Raw genomic sequence first — 16,451 nt, 5'->3', positions numbered from 1 at the left:
GCTACGCTTTGCGAGCTGTCAGAGAACGAAGCACTCGGGCGAGTGGCGGAATGGCAGACGCGCACGGTTCAGGTCCGTGTGTCCGAAAGGACGTGAGGGTTCAACTCCCTCCTCGCCCACTCTTGTTCGAGGCCCCCTTCGCTACGCGACGGGGGCCTCTTTCGTGAGGTCGTCGCTCGTCAGCTCCCGGGGGGCCGAGCCCCCCCGGACCCCCGCGGTGCGTCCGGCGGCGGTTGGCGAGCGGGGGCGGCCTAGGGCCTGGCGGCCCTGGCCTGGGAAAAGAAAAAAGACCCGGCCTGGGCCGGGTCTTCGTGGTGCGGGTGTGGGTCAGTTCACGCCGACGAGGTCGACGACGAAGATCAAGGTCTCGTTCGGCTTGATGACGCCGCCGGCGCCGCGTTCGCCGTACGCGAGGTGCGGCGGGATGACCAGCTTGCGACGGCCGCCGACCTTCATCCCGGCGACGCCCTGGTCCCAGCCGGGGATGACCTGGCCGGCGCCGAGGCCGAAGCGGAGCGGCTCACCGCGGTCCCACGACGCGTCGAACTGGTCGCCGGTCGAGTGCGAGACGCCGACGTAGTGCACCGTGACGGTGTCGCCGGACTTGGCCTCCTGGCCGTCGCCGACGGAGATGTCGGTCGTCTCCAGCTCGGAGGGTGCGGGCCCCTCGGGGCGGTCGATCTGGGGCTTCTGCGAAGACATGCACAGGAAGATACGTGAAGCGAAGCTTCTCCGCTGAGGGCGGCGGTGGGGAAGAAGGAGGGATACCTGCGCTGGTCCCGGGTCCGCAGGGCGAGTGTTCCGCCGAACGGTGGCAAGAACGCGAATAGTCTTCACAAATTTGGATACCCGTGGGTAGTGTGCGCCTCGTCACTCTCCGACGACGGAGGTCTTTCATGCGACGAGGCATACGGGTCTTGACGACGCTGGCGGGGCTGACGCTGGTGGCGGGAACCGTCCCGGCACTTCAGGCGAACGCCGCGGAAACCCCACCGGACTCGGTGGTGGCGGCCGCGCTCGACGACTACTGCGGCGGCCAGTGCGGTGACATCCTCCCGCCCGGCACGAAGGGGAACGCCACCCTCGCCGAGATCCTGGCGCACAAGGCGTTCGGCACCCGGCCCGCGCATTCGGCCGATCAGCTCGGCAAGTACGCCTCGCTCGCCGACGGCTACAAGACGCTGACCACGGACAAGATCAACCAGTTCTTCAACGACGCCTCGTTCGGGATTCCGTCCGGGCAGGTCGAGAGCACGATCAAACCGCGTCCGGACGTGACGATCACCCGCGACAAGGCGACCGGCGTGCCCCGGATCGTCGGCACGACGCGGCCGGGCACGATGTACGGCGCCGGATACGCCGCCGCGCAGGACCGCCTGTGGCTGATGGACATCATGCGCCGGGTCGGCCGCGGCCAGCTGACCTCGTTCGCCGGTGGCGCCCAGGGCAACCGCGAACTCGAACAGAGCTTCTTCTCGTCGGCGCCGTACACCGAACAGGAACTGCAGAAGCAGATCGACAACGCGGCGGCCAGTGGTCCGCGCGGCGCACAGGGCAAAGCCGACGCCGAGGCCTATGTCCAAGGTGTCAACAAGTACATCTCCGACGCGCACAGCGGCCGCTACTTCCCCGGCGAGTACGTGCTCACCGGGCACGTCGACGCGATCACGAACGCCGGGACCATCGAGCCGTTCAAGCTCACCGACCTCGTCGTCCTCGCCGCCGTCGTCGGAGCGCAGTTCGGCGCCGGCGGTGGCGGCGAGGTGCAGAACGCCATCGCGAAGATGGCGATGCAGGAGAAGTACGGTCTCGAACAGGGCGACAAGGTCTGGCGGAGCCTCCGGTCCGAGGACGACCCCGAGACGGTCAAGACCCTCCACAATGGACAGACCTTCGACTACGGCAAGGCGCCGTCGAATCCGCAGGGCGCCGCGATGCCGGACAAGGGTTCGGTCACCGGGCAGCAGCTGGTCTTCGATCCGACCGGTTCCGCCGGGACGGCGGCACCCGCCAAGGTGGACGTTCCCGCGCCTGAAGACCAGAAGGCCGTCCGCGGCATCTTCGACGACGGCGTCCTGCCGGGCAACATGCTGTCGGAGAAGCACGGCATGTCCAACGCGCTGGTGGTCTCCGGCGCCAAGACCGCGAGTGGGCACCCGGTCGCCGTCTTCGGCCCGCAGGCCGGCTACTTCGCGCCGCAATTGCTGATGCTGCAAGAAATCCAGGGCCCTGGCATCAGCGCCCGCGGCGCCTCGTTCGCGGGGATCAGCATGTACGTGCTGCTCGGCCGCGGCAAGGACTACTCGTGGAGCGCGACGTCGGCGTCGCAGGACATCGTCGACACCTACGCCGTCGAACTGTGCGAGCAGAACGGTTCCGCGCCGACGAAGAACTCCAACTTCTACCGGTTCCGCGGGCAGTGCCTGCCGTTCGAGATCGTCGAACGCAAGAACGCCTGGAAGCCCACCGTCGCCGACGGCACGGCCGAAGGTTCGTACACCCTGCGCAGCTTCCGCACCAAGTACGGGCCGGTGACGAGCCGGGCGCTGGTCGGCGGCAAACCGGTCGCGTACGCGTCGCTGCGGTCGACGTTCCAGCACGAGATCGACACGATCATCGGCTTCCAGAAGTTCAACGACCCGGACGCGATCAAGTCCGCGCAGGACTTCCAGGCCGCGGCGGCCGACGTCAACCAGACCTACAACTGGTTCTACGCCGACTCGCGTGACGTCGCGTACTTCAACTCGGGCTCGAACCCGGTCCGCAATCCGAACGTCGACCCGGCCATGCCGGTGAAGGGCGACGCCGGATTCGACTGGCAGGGCTGGAACCCCGACGGCAACCTCGCGAACTACACGCCGTCGTCACAGCATCCGCAGTCGATCAACCAGGACTACTACATCAGCTGGAACAACGCGCAGGCCAACGGCTACGCGGCCAGCGGCGCGGACAAGAGTTCCGTGCACCGCGGCGATCTGATCGACGCGCGGGTCAAGAAGATGATCTCCAGCGGCACCAAGGTGACGCGGGTGAACCTCACGCAGGCCATGGAGGAGGCCGCGCTCGCCGACCTCCGCGCGGAGAAGGTGCTGCCGGAACTGTTCAAGGTGATCGACAAGGCGCCGGTGACCGGTCCGGCCGCGGACGCGGTGGCGAAGCTGAAGACCTGGCTCGCCGCGGGCGGTCTGCGCTCGGAGACCTCGCCGGGCAGCAAGGCCTACGCCGACGCCGACGCGATCCGCATCATGGACGCCTGGTGGCCCCTGCTGGTGAACGCGCAGTTCAAACCGGGCATGGGCGACGCCTACGGCGCCATGGTCGGGGTGCTGAAGATCAACGAGTCACCGTCGGGCTGGCAGAACGAGGTTCCTGGCAAGCACGTCGGCCAGTCGCACGCGGGTTCGTCGTACCAGGCGGGCTGGTGGGGCTACGTGCACAAGGACATCCGTTCGGTACTCGGGCAGAACGTCGCCGGTCCGCTCGCCGTGAAGTACTGCGGTGGGGGCGACCTCAACGCCTGCCGCCAGGTGCTGCTCGACTCGCTGACGCAGGCGGCCGCGCAGCCCGCCAACACCGTCTATCCCGGTGACGGCGACTGCGCCGCGGGCGATCAGTGGTGCGCCGACACGATCATCCACCGCGCGCTCGGCGGCATCACGCAGGACAAGATGAGCACCCAGAACCGGCCGACCTTCCAGCAGGTCGTGGAGTTCCCGGCGAAACGCGGCGACAACATCGCCAACCTCGCCACCGGCCGCTCGGTGAGCGCGACCAGCCACGAAACGGGCTGGTACAACTCGCCGCCGTCCAACGCCATCGACGTGAACCTGTCGACGCGCTGGGCGAGCGATTGGAGCGACAACCAGTCGATCACCGTCGACCTCGGTTCGGTGCAGCGCGTCTCCCGCGTGGTTCTGCGGTGGGAATCGGCGTACGGCAAGGCGTACAAGGTGCAGGTCTCGTCCGACGGGACGAACTGGCGGGACGTGGCGTCCATAGTGGACGGAGACGGCGGGCAGGACAACGTCGCCTTCGAAGCGGTGGACGCGCGTCACGTCCGGATGGCCGGTCTCCAGCGCGGCACGAAGTACGGCTACTCCCTCTACGAGTTCGAGGTCTATGCCCACTAGGCGCGCTGCCCGCCTCGCGGCCGGCTCCGGCGATGGCGAAGAACCGACGTGGGAAACGCCGAGGTGACGGAGCAATCCGGCGTCGCGAAGCTCGGCCAGCGCGCCGAAGTGGCCGGCGATCGGAACCGACCCGGACAGCCGCAGGTTCACCGGACGGGTCCCGGCGAGGGGCCTCGCTGGGCAAGCGCATCGCGCCGAACCCCGACCCGGTTGACCGGCAGGTCTCCGAGCGGCCAGGTCGTCACGTGGTGATCATCGCGGGACGGTTTACGGTGACGAGGTGGACACGAACGACTGGTCACCTCGCACCCTCGCCGTCGCCGCCGGACGACCGGAGGGCCCCGGCGAACCGCTGAACGTGCCGATCGTCGCGGCGAGCACCTTCGACGCCGGCGCCGACCGCGCGTATTCACGGGAGGACGGCACCCCGACCTGGGAGGCCCTCGAAGCCGCGATCGGCGCGCTCGAAGGCGGGCACGCCACCGCGTTCGCCTCGGGGATCGCGACGCTCAGCGCCGTGATCGACACTCTGCCGGTGGGCGCGAAGGTCTGCGTCCCGACGTTCTCCTACGCGGGATCGCGTGGCCTGCTCGCGCACGCGCAGCGCACCGGACGCCTGGTGGTGACCGAGATCGCGCCGGACGACACGGCCGCCTGGGTCGCGGCCGCGGACGCCGACCTGCTCTGGCTCGAATCGCCGACCAACCCGACGCTCGACGTCATCGACATCGAGACGATCGCCGCCGCCGCGAACGGCCTGGTCGCCGTGGACAACACGTTCGCCACCCCGCTCGGGCAGCGGCCGCTGGACCTCGGCGCCGACATCGTCGTGCACAGCGCGACGAAACTCATCGGCGGCCACAGCGATCTGCTGCTCGGACTGACCATCGCGGCCGACGAAGGCGTCGCGAAGGACCTGCGCGACGCGCGCACCAGGTTGGGCGCGACGCCGGGAGCGCTCGAAGCGTGGCTCGCCCTGCGCGGGCTGCGGACGCTCCCGGTCCGCCTCGCCGAGCAGACGCGCACGGCCGCCCTGCTGGCGGCGCGCCTGGTCGACCATCCCGCCATCACCCGGGTGCGTTATCCCGGCTCCGGCACGATGATCGCGTTCGAACTCCCGGACGCGGAGACCGCGGACAAGGTCATCGGTTCGCTGCGGCTGATCCGCGCCGCCACCAGCCTCGGCGGCGTGGAGAGCCTGGTCGAGCGCCGGGCCTGGCTGGCAGGCGACGCCCACGTGCCCGCCGGGCTCGTCCGGTTCAGCGTCGGGCTCGAAGATCCGGAAGATCTCTGGACGGATCTGGCCTCGGCGCTCGGCTAGCTTGGGCATGTGGACGAGACGAAACCGCCTCGGCGGCTCGGTCAGTTGCTGTGGGGCCTGTTCTGGCTCCTGGTGCTCGGCTTCCTCGCGATCGTCACCGCGGGTCTGCTGGCCGAGCTCGCGGCGTCGCCCTGCCCGAGCGACGCGATTTGGGCCTGTGCCGCGGAAAACCGGACCTTCGCCACCTTCCTGCCCGCGATCGGGTTCGGCCTCGGCCTCCTGATCGCGGCGGTGGGCGGCGGCCGGGCGGTGCGGAACCGGACGTCGCCGAAGCCCTGGCTGTTCGGCGCGGGCCTCCTCGGCGCGCTCTCCCTCGCCGTGGCCCTGTTCCTGGTGTTCTGATCGTGACCTTCTGGTTGCCCGGCGCCGGTATCCGGACGTAAATGGTCAGGCCTTCACCAAAACGTGGTCCGGACGGGTGAACCGGTCGGCGGCAAGTGTGCGGAGAGTCTTCGAAAAAGGGAGATCCGGCCAGGAAAACCGGCGATTCCGGGCGGTTCGGCTGGCGGAGAAAAAATACTTCCGCACCGCAACCGATCCGGCCCTCCGGGTGTTAACATTCCTTCGTCGCCGCGAGACTTTCCCTCTGTTGAGCGACTTTCGGGCCCTTGTATCGGGCAGAAATACCGCGGCGTTACCGGTTTTCCCAGTGGTTCTTGTCACGACTTTTCCACTACGGCCCCGCTGTACTTTTCCGGCAGGATCACGCTGTCACCCGAACGTGCGATTCCTTTCGGGTGACCACAGGGTGGGGGTCACCCTGTGTTGCGATGTTTCCACTGGGAGATCACTTTGAAGAAGACGTTGGGCCGCCTCGCGGGCGCGGTGCTGGCCGGCGCCGTCATCTCGCTGGCCGTGACGCCGGTCGCGATGGCGCAGACCGAAACGACGACCACGCCTCCCGCGCCGTCGAGCGAAGCGCCCTCCACGGCACCTTCGCCTTCGTGGTCGGGCGGCAAGGTGACGTCGGCTCCGCCGGAGACGAGCACCCCGGCCTCGTCGTCCTCGCAGGAGCCGACGCCGACCAGCAGCGGCAAGCCGACTTCCGGCAAGCCGTCGCCGACCTCCACCTCTGAGGCGCCGACCAGCACCACCCCGCCGATGCCGGAGCTGAACGTCGGCGCCGGATACGTCGAGGGCAACGAGGGTGCGTTGGCCATCCTCTGCGGTTCGGAGCCCGCCGACGTCACCGCGCCGGACTTCACCATCGTCGACTCGTTCCAGGACGGTGGCGAGGCCTACCTGTGGATCTACATCATCGAGGCCAAGCCCGGCTTCAAGGGCACCGCGAGCACCTTCACCTGGACCTGCGACGGCAAGCCGGGCAAGGGTGACATCGAGTTCGAGGAGATTCCTGGCGGCGGCGCGACCGCGCCGGGCGCCGACAAGCCGAAGAAGCAGGTCAAGCTGAAGCCCAAGGGCGGCATCGAGACCGGTTTCGGCGCCACCGCGGCCTGATCCGATGAAGCTTCTGACGCAGGGCGGCCGCGTGGTCGCGGCCGCCCTTGTGCTTTCCCTCGCGCTGACGGGATGCGGCACCGACGAACCCGCCCCGCCCGCCGCGCAGGCGGCGGCGGAATCGACACCGCCGGTCGTCAAACCGTTCAACGGGACTCGCCCGACGAACGTGCGGATTCCCAAGATCGGCGCGGAATCGAGCCTGGTCACGGTCGCCATCGGCAAGGACGGCAAGATGTCCGTCCCGTCGGCGAAGAACCCGATGCAAGCCGCTTGGTACCGGCTTTCTCCGGTGCCGGGTGACGTCGGCCCGGCGATCCTGCTCGGCCATGTCGACGGCAACAAGCAGCCGGGCATCTTCTACAAGCTCAAGGACGTCAACCCGGGTGACGAGGTGCTCGTCGACCGCAGCGACGGCAAGAGCCTGAAGTTCGTGGTCGAGAAGAAGGACCAGGTCCCCAAGGACCAGTTCCCCGAGGAAGCGGTCTACGGCAACACGGACAAGCCGCAGCTGCGGCTGATCACCTGTGGCGGTGTCTTCGACAAGGAAGAGCACAGCTACAAGGACAACGTGATCGTCTACGCGAACCTCGTCGCCTGACGAACGAGTGCCATGAAAGGTCCTTTCCTTGCAAATTTTGCGAGGAAAGGACCTTTCCTCGCATCCGGGGACCCGCTCAGCCCAGGCCCGCGGCCGGGAACGGGAACCCGTCGGGAGCCACCGCCTCGGTGTCGACCCACTTCCGCATCCCCGCGTCACAGGCCGCGTAACCCCAGTTGATCAACCGCTCCTGCAGCACTTCCGGCAGTTTCGTCAGGCGCGTCGGGGTCTCCGCCAGCTTGTGCGTGAGATCCACAGGCGCCTTCAGCGAATCCTTGAGCTCGAAGTTCTCGAGATCGACGTAGGAACCCCAGTAGGCGCCACTGAAATCTTTCTCCACATAGGACTTCAGCAGCGCGCCCCGCCGCAGCTCGCGCACCTGGTTGTCGATCACGTCGAGGACGCGCAGCAACTGCCGCCCCCAGTCACGTTTGACCTTCCGCGCGACCTTCATCCGCTTGCCCGCGTCGCTGACCAGCACCGTCGCGTGCCCTTCGACCGGGTCCAGGCCGAGGTTGTCGTAGACGCCGGCGTCGCTGAGCACGATCTTGCGTTTCCGCTCGTCGGAAAGCGGGTCGTGGATCACGACGGGTGAAAGCATCGGCGGGAAGGCCGAAGACGCGGCCACCGCGGTCGCGAGCGGGATGTTCCCGTGCGGCCCGTTCTGACGGAAGAACCACCACAGCGCGCCGTCCTGGAGGTTCGTCGCGGTGAAGACGAACTGCGGGCCGCCGGGGTCGATGTCCTTGAGGCAGCAGTCGCCGAACAGGTGTTTCGCGTACACCCGCGCGAGCTCCTCACCGGCGCTTCGCCAGGGCATCGCCATGGCCAGCAAGGTGACCGGGATGTCGAGCCGGGTACGTGCCAGTTTCCGCACCGGCGCGACGACCTCGTCGTAGAAGTTGTCCGCGACACCGTTTTCGAACTTCAGGTCCGACCACGCGTGCGCGAGCACGCCCGCGGCGATCGAGCCGCCCGAGACGCTCGAGAACGTCGAGATCTTCGACAGCCAGCCGAGTTCGTTGAGCCGCCACAGCGCTCCGGTGTGGAACAACATCGCGCGGTAGCCGCCGCCGGACAGGGCGAGACCGACACCTTGGCGCGCTGTCGAAGGCTTCTTGATATCCCCCACCTGAGCGAGTGTAGAGGCGGTCAAGCGAGCAGGGGCCGCAAGAGGCGACGTTGCTCCTCGGGGACGTACTCGGCGTAGTTGTCGTACAGGGCTTGCTTCGCCAGCCGTGACGCGCGCTCGCCGTCGGAATCCCGGATCGCCCCCAGCACCTCTTCGTGGTGTGTCAGCCAGTTGCGCATCAGTGCCGTCCGGTCGTCGGCGTGCTCCAGCTTGTCCTCGATGAGCTCCAGTACGACACCGCGGACGACCTCGCCGCTGATCACCAGCAGCGGATTCCCGGTCGCGCGGGCGATGGCCTCGTGGAACGCGACGTCCGCGTGGGAGAACTCCGCGAAACCCTTCGAGACGCCCTCGCGCATCGCCTCCAGCGCCGTGTCCAGCTCGGCGAGATGGTCTTCGGTCCTGAGCTGCGCGGCGAGCAGATGTGCGGAACCGTCGAGGACCATGCGGAACTGCAACAGCTCGGAAAGGCCGATGTGGTCGGCGCGCGCGAGCCGGTGCATCGACCGGTGCAACGCGGCGGGGGAGGCGGCTAGGACCTCGGGCCCGCGCGGGTCGCCCGGGCGCGAGCGGATCATCTCCGCCGCCTGCAGCACGCGCAGCGCCTCTCGCACGGTCGAGCGGCCGACGTCGAACTGCACCATGAGTTCGCGTTCGCTCGGCAGCCGGTCGCCCGGTTTGATCCGGCCGCTGAACACGGCTTCCTCGATCTGCTCGACGACACGCTGGTACGCGCGGACAGGGGCGACCGGCTCGAATTCCATCTTGACCCTGCCGTCTCGTCTGGTTTACTGGTCAGACCAGTCTACCGGTCAGGGGGCAGGATGAAACCCCGGATTCACGCGGCAGTGGCAGCGTTGCTGCTGGTGGCGTCCGGCTGCTCCGCCGGATCGAGTGCCACGGTGGCCAAGGATCCCGGCACGCTCGCCATCGGCTACACCGCCGAACCCGCGAACTTCGACTTCACCCGCACGGACGGCGCCGCCATCCCGCAGGCGTTGCTCTACAACGTCTACGAGGGCCTGGTGAAACTCGACGCGGACGCGAAGATCGTGCCGCTGCTCGCCGAATCGTGGACGATCTCGGAAGACCGCAGGACCTACGACTTCAAGCTCCGGAAGAACGCGAAGTTCAGCGACGGGGCGCCGTTCACCGCCGAGGACGTCAAGTTCTCGCTGATGCGCGTGAAGACCGACTGGACCGTGTCGATCAAGTCCACAATGGACGTCGTCGACCGGGTCGACGTCGTGGCGCCGGACCACGCGCGAGTCGTGCTCACGAAGCCCAGCAACGGCTGGCTGTTCAGTCTCACCAGCCGCCTCGGCGCGATGTTCAGCCGCACCGGTGTCGCGGATCTGGCGAATAAACCGATCGGCACCGGGCCGTACACGGTGTCCTCACGCAGGCGCGGAGACTCCATCGTGCTCAAGGAGAACCCCGCGTACTGGGGCAGGAAACCGGCATATTCCACGGTGGTCCTCAAGTACATCAAGGATCCGACGGCGCTCAACAACGCCTTGCTCAGCAACGGGATCGACGTCATCTCCGCGATCACCGTGCCGGATTCGATCCCGCAGTTCCAGAGCGACGACCGGTTCACCGTCGTCGAAGGCACGACCAACAGCGAGGTCACGCTCGCGTTCAACAACTCGCGCCCACCGCTGAACGACGTCCGCGTGCGGCGAGCGCTGTCGTACGCCATCGACCGGAAGGCCTTGCTGGACACGGCTTGGGGCGGCCGCGGCACGCTCATCGGCAGTATGGTCCCGCCGACGGATCCCTGGTACGAAGACCTTTCGAACGCGTACCCGTTCGATCCCGCGAAGGCGAAAGCCCTGCTCGCTGAGGCAGGCCAGCCGAATCCTTCGCTCCGGTTGAGGATTCCCAACCTGCCGTACGCCGTCTCGTCCGCGCAGGTGGTGGCGTCGCAGCTGGCGGACGTCGGGGTCACGGTGACGATCGAGCCGCTGGACTTCCCGGCGGTGTGGCTCAAACAGGTCTTCACCGACCGCGACTACGACCTGTCGATCATCCAGCACGTCGAGGCGCGCGACATCGTGACCTTCGGCAGGCCGAAGTACTACTGGGGTTACGACAGCAAGCCCGTCCAGCAGAACCTGGCGAAGGCCGACGCCGGAACGCCCCAGGAGCAGGTCGACGCGATGCGCCAGGTCGCGCGGCGGCTGTCCGAAGACGCCGCCGCGGACTGGCTCTTCCTGTTCCCCAACGTGATCGTGGCGAAGAACAAGGTGACCGGGTTCGTTCGCAACCAGGTCAGCGAGTCCTTCGATCTCACGGGATTGGCGCCGCGATGACGGTCAAGGTGCTCCGCCGCCTGGGGATCCTCGTGGCCAGCGTGCTGGTGGCGTCCATCGTGGTGTTCCTGTTCATGGCCGTGCTGCCGGGGGATCCGGCGCAGGTCGCGCTCGGCGTCAACGCGACGCCGGAACTGGTCGCGAAGACCCGCGCCGATTTCGGCATCGACAGGCCGCTGGTGACGCAGTACCTCGACTGGATCGGCGGTGTCCTGCAAGGCGACTTCGGCCGCTCGTACGTCACGCGCGAGGAGATCGGGCCCGCGCTGACCGACCGCCTCGGCGTGACGTTGTGGCTGGTCGGGGCCGGGATGCTGGTGGCGCTGCTGATCGCCGTACCGGCCGGGACGTTCGCCGCGGTGCGGCATCGGAAGGCCGACGGCACCGCGCTTTCCGGGCTGTCGCAGATCGGTGTCGCGATCCCCGCGTTCCTCGCCGGCATCATCCTGGTGCAGATCTTCGCGGTGCAGTTGCGCTGGCTGCCCTCCGGCGGCTGGACACCGCCCGTGCAGGACCCAGGCGAATTTCTCCGCGGTTTGGTCCTGCCGGCGCTGTCGCTGGGGCTCGTGCAGGGCGCGGTCCTCACGCGGTACGTCCGGTCCGCGGTGCTCGACACGCTCGGCCAGGACTATCTGCGCACGGCGCGGTCCAAGGGACTTCGGCCGTTCCAAGCGCTGTTCCGCCATGGTCTGCGCAACGCCGCCGTGCCGGTGGTGACGGTGCTCGGCCTGCAACTTTCGACCCTGCTGATCGGCGCGGTCGTCGTCGAGCGCGTGTTCGTCCTGCCGGGGCTGGGCAGCATGCTGCTCGACTCGGTGGCGTCGCGGGATCTGTTGTCCGTGCAGGGGATCGTGCTGGTCTTGGTGGTCGGCGTGCTGCTGGTGAACTTCGTGGTCGACGTCCTCTACACGGTGCTCGACCCGAGATTGCGGGGTTCCTGATGCGTAGCCGCAGTCTCGTGATCGGCGGCGTGCTCGTCGCGCTGATCGTGCTCGCCGCGCTCCTTTCGTTCGTGTGGACACCGTTCGATCCGGTGAAGGTCGACGCGGCCAACCGGCTGCACGACTTCAGCGGCGCCAATCCGCTGGGCACGGACAGCTTCGGCCGTGACGTGCTGAGCCAGCTCATGGTCGGTGCGCGGACGACGCTGTACGTCGGTGTGGTCGCGGTCGGCATCGCCGCGCTGATCGGGACGCCGCTGGGCATCCTCGCCGGGATGTCGTCGCGCTGGCTCGGCGAGTTCGTCATGCGGGTCAACGATCTCGTGCTCGCGTTCCCCGCGTTGCTGCTGGCGATCATGTTCGGCGCGGTGTTCGGGGCGGACACGCTGACCGCGATGGTGGCGATCGGCATCGCGACCATCCCGTCGTTCGCGCGGATCGCGCGTTCGGGGACGCTGCAGGTGATGAGCAGCGAGTTCGTGCTGGCCGCGCGGTCGGCCGGGCGCTCGCGGCTGAACATCGCGGCGCGGCATGTGCTGCCGAACATCTCCGGGCTGCTGATCGTGCAGGCGTCGGTGTCGTTCGCGATCGCCGTGCTCGCGGAAGCGGCGTTGTCGTTCCTCGGGTTCGGCACGCGGCCGCCGACGCCGTCCTGGGGCCGGATGCTCCAGGAATCCCAAATGTTCCTGACCCTGCACCCGAGGCTCGCGCTCGTGCCGGGCGTCGCGATCGCCATCGCCGTCCTCGGCTTCAACCTGCTCGGTGACGGCCTTCGCGATCGTCTCGACCCCCGATTGGCGGCGCGGCTATGACCCTCGAAGTGCACGGTCTCGGCATCGGCGGCCTGGTCCGCGGCGTCTCGTTCGGCATCGCACGCGGTGAGCGGGTCGGGCTGATCGGCGAGTCGGGTTCCGGGAAGTCGTTGACGGCGCTGTCGATCATGGGCCTGCTGCCCGAAGAACTCGCCGCCTCCGGCTCGGTGAAACTCGACGGCCGTGAACTGCTGGGCGCGCCGGAGAAGGACCTGTCGCGGCTGCGCGGCAACGAGATGTCGATGGTCTTCCAGGAACCGATGACCGCGCTGAACCCGGCCATGCGGGTCGGCGCGCAGGTGGCCGAACCGATGCGGATCCACCGAGACGGCGGGAAACATCGCGAGGCGGCCGAGGCTTTGCTGGATTCCGTGAGGTTACCCGGTGTCGCTCGCGCTTATCCGCATCAACTGTCCGGCGGGCAGCGGCAGCGTGTCGTCCTCGCGATCGCGCTGGCCAACGATCCGAAGCTGCTGATCTGCGACGAGCCGACGACGGCGCTCGACGTCACCGTGCAGGCACAGATCCTGGAATTGATCCTCGACGGCGTCCGGGAGCGGGAGAGCGCGCTGCTGTTCATCACGCACGACCTCGCCGTCGTGGCGTCGGTATGCGAGCGGGTTCTGGTGATGCTGGACGGCGAGATCGTCGAAGCAGGCACCACCCGCGAGGTGCTCACCGCACCGAAGCACGAGTACACGAAGAAACTTCTGGCCGCTTCGGATCTGGAGGCGAGCCGATGATGCTCGAAGTACTCGACCTCGAACGTCGCTACACGCGGCGCGACGTCCATGCCCTGCGCGGAGTTTCGTTCGACGTCGCGGAAGGTCAGCGGTTCGGGATCGTCGGCGAGTCGGGTTCGGGAAAGTCCACTTTGGTCAGACTGCTGGCCGCGCTCGACAAACCGACGGCGGGCAGTGTCTCGTTCCAAGGCCAACGGATCGACACGCTGCCCGAACGCAAACTCGGCTTCCTGCGGTCGGAACTGCAGATCGTCTTCCAGGATCCGATGGGTTCGCTCGATCCGCGGATGCGGGTGCGCGACATCATTTCCGAACCTCTGGGCCGCCGGGATCCCGCGCGGGTGGCGGAACTGCTGAAGGCCGTTGGCCTGCCCGAGGACGCCGCCGGCCGCTATCCGCACCAGTTCTCCGGCGGGCAGCGGCAGCGCATCTCGATCGCGCGGGCGCTCGCGCCGAACCCGAGCGTCCTCATCGCGGACGAGCCGGTGAGCGCGCTCGACGTGTCGGTGCGGAAACAGATCCTCGACCTGCTCGCGTCGCTGGTCGAGCTGTACTCGCTGACGCTGATCTTCGTCTCGCACGACCTCGGCGTGGTGCGGCACGTCTGCGACCGGGTCGCGGTGATGCGGCGCGGTGAGATCGTCGAGATCGGTGACGTCGACCAGGTCTACGACGCGCCGGAACACGAGTACACCAGGGAACTGCTGGCGGCCGCGCCGAATCTGCGGGCCGAGCTGGCGCGGCTGAGGGGAGGGGACGATGGCTGAGTACCCGGAAGGACTGCCGATCGGTGACGAGTGGGTGTCCACTGTAGACACACAGCCGGTCGTGTTCCCGTACGACGGGAGCGAGATCGGCCGGGCGCCGGTCGGGACGCCGGAGCTGGCCACGCGCGCGATCGACGAGGCGGTCGCGGTGTTCAAGCAGGTCGCGGCCCTGCCGTCGCGGACCCGGCGGTCGCTTCTGAACGACGTTGCCGCCGCTCTGGAAGCACGACGCGCCGAATTCGAGCGGCTTCTGGTTCTCGAAACCGGAAAGCCGCTGGTCGACTGCCGGGTCGAGGTCGCGCGCACGATCGTCACCTGGCAGGCCGCCGCGGAGGAGGTCTCGCGGCTGCACGGCGAGACCGTGCCGCTCGACCTGCTGCCGTCCGGCGACGGGCTGGTCGGGTTCTGGAAACGCAAGCCGATCGGTGTCGTGGTCGGTATCGCCGGGTTCAACTACCCGCTGCTGCTGGCGTCGCACAAGATCGCGCCCGCCATCGCCGCGGGCTGCCCGGTGGTGGTGAAACCGGCGCCGCAGACCCCGCTCGCGACGTTGTGGCTCGTGCATCTCGTACGGTCGCTGACCGACCTGCCCGCGATGGTCCAGCTCGTCACCGGCGACGCGGCCGTCGGCTCGGCGCTGGTCACCGACCGGCGGGTCGGCGCGGTGTCGTTCACCGGATCCGCGCTGGTCGGGCACCGGATCGCCCGCGACGCCGCACCCACGAAGACGCTGCTGGAGCTGGGGTCCAACGCCGCTCTGGTGGTCACCGAGGACGCGGATCTCGACGCGGCCGCGGACGCCGTGCTGCGCGGTGGGTTCTACGCGTCGGGGCAGGCGTGCATCTCGGTGCAGCGGGTGCTGGTCGTCGAAGCCGTCGCCGAGGAGTTCACCGAACGGGTTCTCTCACGGCTCGGCGAGGTCGTCATCGGTGACCCGCGAGACGAGAAGACGCGGGTCTCGGCGCTGATCGACCCGGGATCCACTCAGCGCGTCCAGGAATGGGTCGACAAAGCGACTTCGGCCGGTGCGCGGGTGGTCGGGGGAGGTGTCGACGGCACGGTGATCCGGCCGACCGTGCTGCTCGACGTGCCCGACGGCCTCGAATGCTGGGACGAGGAGATCTTCGGCCCCGTGGTCTGTATCCGCACTGTGTCCTCTGTGGGCGAAGCGTTCGACGCGGTCAACGCGTCGCGCTACGGGCTGCACGCTTCGGTGTTCAGCACGTCCTTGAAGACGGCGTTCCGCGCACTTGACGAGCTCGAAGTCGGCGGCGTGGTCGTCAACGAGGTACCCGGATTCCGGTCCGACACCATGCCGTACGGCGGCGTGAAGGACTCCGGTATCGGGCGTGAAGGGCCGCGGTTCGCGGTCGAAGAACTGACCGTGACGAGGATGGCGGTGCTGCGCCCGTGAGCTATGAGAACCTGTTCCGGCTCGACGGAAAGCGAGCCGTCGTCCTCGGCGGTGGCAGCGGGATCGGCCGCGAAGCCGCGAAGGCGCTGGCCGCGCACGGCGCCGAAGTGATCGTCGCGGACCGCGATGTCGCCGCCGCCAAGGAAACCGGCGCGGGCGAGGCGTACGAGATCGACCTGCTCTCGGACGGTGCGGTCGCGCGGGCGGCGGCGGAACTCGGCGAGATCGACATCGTGGTGCTGACCGCCGCGACCAACGTGCGCAAACGGCTGCTGGAGTACTCGCGCGAGGAATTCGACCGGGTGATCGCGCTGAACCTCGGCGCGACCTTCGAGGTCGTCCGCGCGTTCGGCGCCGGGATGGTCGAGCGGGGGCGGGGGAGCATCATCGGGTTCTCGTCGATCCGTGGCACCACCGTCGAGCCGGGGCAAGGACCGTACGCGGCGACGAAAGCCGGGCTGGTGCAGCTGTTCCGCACCGCCGCGGCGGAGTTCGGCCCGGCCGGGGTACGGGTCAACGCGATCGCGCCCGGCGTCGTCGAGACTCCGCTGACAGCGCAGATCAAGGCGAATCCGGGCTGGTACGACGCGTACGCGACCAAAGGCGCGCTCGGCCGATGGGCGCGTCCGGACGAACTCGCGGGCGCCGTCGTCTATCTGGCCTCGGACGCGTCGTCGTTCGTCACCGGCTCCGTGCTGGCGGTGGACGGCGGCTGGACCGCGGTCGACGGCCGCTTCGAACCGCCCGCGACGTAAGCACCTGTTGGCGTAGCTGTGCTTTGTCGGGAAAGTGACTCAATGCGTGAACCCGCCCTGGC

General features: G+C 68.3%; 15 protein-coding genes and 1 tRNA gene. 13 read left to right on the top strand and 3 right to left on the bottom strand.

Annotated elements, in window-relative coordinates; genetic code table 11:
- The first annotated feature begins 36 nt into the window (after positions 1–36).
- A tRNA-Leu gene (locus AC0685_RS02245) sits at positions 37–119 on the top strand.
- Positions 120–327: 208 nt separating this feature from the next.
- Here the strand turns inward: AC0685_RS02245 and AC0685_RS02240 are convergent.
- The gene (locus AC0685_RS02240) at positions 328–702 is read right to left on the bottom strand and encodes an FKBP-type peptidyl-prolyl cis-trans isomerase (RefSeq protein WP_340686044.1); all 375 of its coding nucleotides are present in this window, start codon (positions 700–702) and stop codon (positions 328–330) included.
- Positions 703–896: 194 nt separating this feature from the next.
- On the opposite strand from AC0685_RS02240, the gene AC0685_RS02235 reads away from it, so the two are divergent.
- The 5 genes from AC0685_RS02235 to AC0685_RS02215 all read left to right on the top strand — a co-directional run bounded on the left by AC0685_RS02235 (position 897) and on the right by AC0685_RS02215 (position 7,510).
- Positions 897–4,130 (top strand): penicillin acylase family protein, encoded by a 3,234-nt coding sequence (locus AC0685_RS02235; protein WP_478223882.1) that lies wholly within the window; start codon positions 897–899, stop codon positions 4,128–4,130.
- Positions 4,131–4,410: 280 nt separating this feature from the next.
- A complete protein-coding gene (locus tag AC0685_RS02230) occupies positions 4,411–5,451 on the top strand; it encodes a trans-sulfuration enzyme family protein (RefSeq protein ID WP_478223881.1) in 1,041 nt (346 codons plus the stop codon).
- A gap of 9 nt (positions 5,452–5,460) precedes the next feature.
- Positions 5,461–5,793, top strand: a complete 333-nt coding sequence (locus AC0685_RS02225) for a hypothetical protein (protein ID WP_478223880.1) — start codon at positions 5,461–5,463, stop codon at positions 5,791–5,793.
- Between the two features lie 450 nt (positions 5,794–6,243).
- Positions 6,244–6,909, top strand: coding sequence for a hypothetical protein (locus tag AC0685_RS02220; RefSeq protein WP_478223879.1), 666 nt, complete (start codon positions 6,244–6,246; stop codon positions 6,907–6,909).
- A gap of 4 nt (positions 6,910–6,913) precedes the next feature.
- The gene (locus tag AC0685_RS02215; protein WP_478223878.1) at positions 6,914–7,510 is read left to right on the top strand and encodes a class F sortase; all 597 of its coding nucleotides are present in this window, start codon (positions 6,914–6,916) and stop codon (positions 7,508–7,510) included.
- Positions 7,511–7,586: 76 nt separating this feature from the next.
- Here AC0685_RS02215 and AC0685_RS02210 read toward each other — a convergent pair whose 3' ends face one another.
- Together AC0685_RS02210 and AC0685_RS02205 are read right to left on the bottom strand one after the other, a co-directional pair.
- On the bottom strand, positions 7,587–8,642 hold the full coding sequence (locus AC0685_RS02210; RefSeq protein WP_478223877.1) for a patatin-like phospholipase family protein: 1,056 nt from the start codon (positions 8,640–8,642) through the stop codon (positions 7,587–7,589).
- 20 nt (positions 8,643–8,662) lie between these two features.
- Positions 8,663–9,406 (bottom strand): FadR/GntR family transcriptional regulator, encoded by a 744-nt coding sequence (locus AC0685_RS02205; RefSeq protein WP_478223876.1) that lies wholly within the window; start codon positions 9,404–9,406, stop codon positions 8,663–8,665.
- Positions 9,407–9,466: 60 nt separating this feature from the next.
- Between AC0685_RS02205 and AC0685_RS02200 the strand changes: the two genes are divergently transcribed.
- Genes AC0685_RS02200 through AC0685_RS02170 form a run of 7 tightly spaced genes read left to right on the top strand, consistent with a single transcriptional unit; the run spans position 9,467 to position 16,389 of the window.
- Complete coding sequence (locus AC0685_RS02200) at positions 9,467–10,957, top strand: ABC transporter substrate-binding protein (protein ID WP_478223875.1); 1,491 nt, start codon at positions 9,467–9,469, stop codon at positions 10,955–10,957.
- Positions 10,954–11,898, top strand: a complete 945-nt coding sequence (locus tag AC0685_RS02195) for an ABC transporter permease (RefSeq protein WP_478223874.1) — start codon at positions 10,954–10,956, stop codon at positions 11,896–11,898. Before AC0685_RS02200 ends, AC0685_RS02195 begins: the two co-directional genes overlap by 4 nt.
- Positions 11,898–12,710, top strand: coding sequence for an ABC transporter permease (locus tag AC0685_RS02190; protein ID WP_478223873.1), 813 nt, complete (start codon positions 11,898–11,900; stop codon positions 12,708–12,710). Before AC0685_RS02195 ends, AC0685_RS02190 begins: the two co-directional genes overlap by 1 nt.
- Entirely contained in the window at positions 12,707–13,453 is a 747-nt protein-coding gene (locus tag AC0685_RS02185) for an ABC transporter ATP-binding protein (protein WP_478223872.1), read from the top strand. Before AC0685_RS02190 ends, AC0685_RS02185 begins: the two co-directional genes overlap by 4 nt.
- A complete protein-coding gene (locus AC0685_RS02180; protein WP_478223871.1) occupies positions 13,450–14,220 on the top strand; it encodes an ABC transporter ATP-binding protein in 771 nt (256 codons plus the stop codon). Before AC0685_RS02185 ends, AC0685_RS02180 begins: the two co-directional genes overlap by 4 nt.
- The gene (locus AC0685_RS02175; RefSeq protein ID WP_478223870.1) at positions 14,213–15,634 is read left to right on the top strand and encodes an aldehyde dehydrogenase family protein; all 1,422 of its coding nucleotides are present in this window, start codon (positions 14,213–14,215) and stop codon (positions 15,632–15,634) included. The genes AC0685_RS02180 and AC0685_RS02175 overlap by 8 nt, the downstream gene beginning before the upstream one ends.
- Positions 15,631–16,389, top strand: a complete 759-nt coding sequence (locus AC0685_RS02170; RefSeq protein ID WP_478223869.1) for an SDR family NAD(P)-dependent oxidoreductase — start codon at positions 15,631–15,633, stop codon at positions 16,387–16,389. Before AC0685_RS02175 ends, AC0685_RS02170 begins: the two co-directional genes overlap by 4 nt.
- Positions 16,390–16,451: the final 62 nt, after the last annotated feature.

It is taken from the genome of Amycolatopsis sp. NPDC043889, assembly GCF_056435645.1.
The sequence above is the reverse complement of the archived record's forward strand: the minus strand, read 5'-3'. Positions and strand labels throughout refer to the sequence as shown.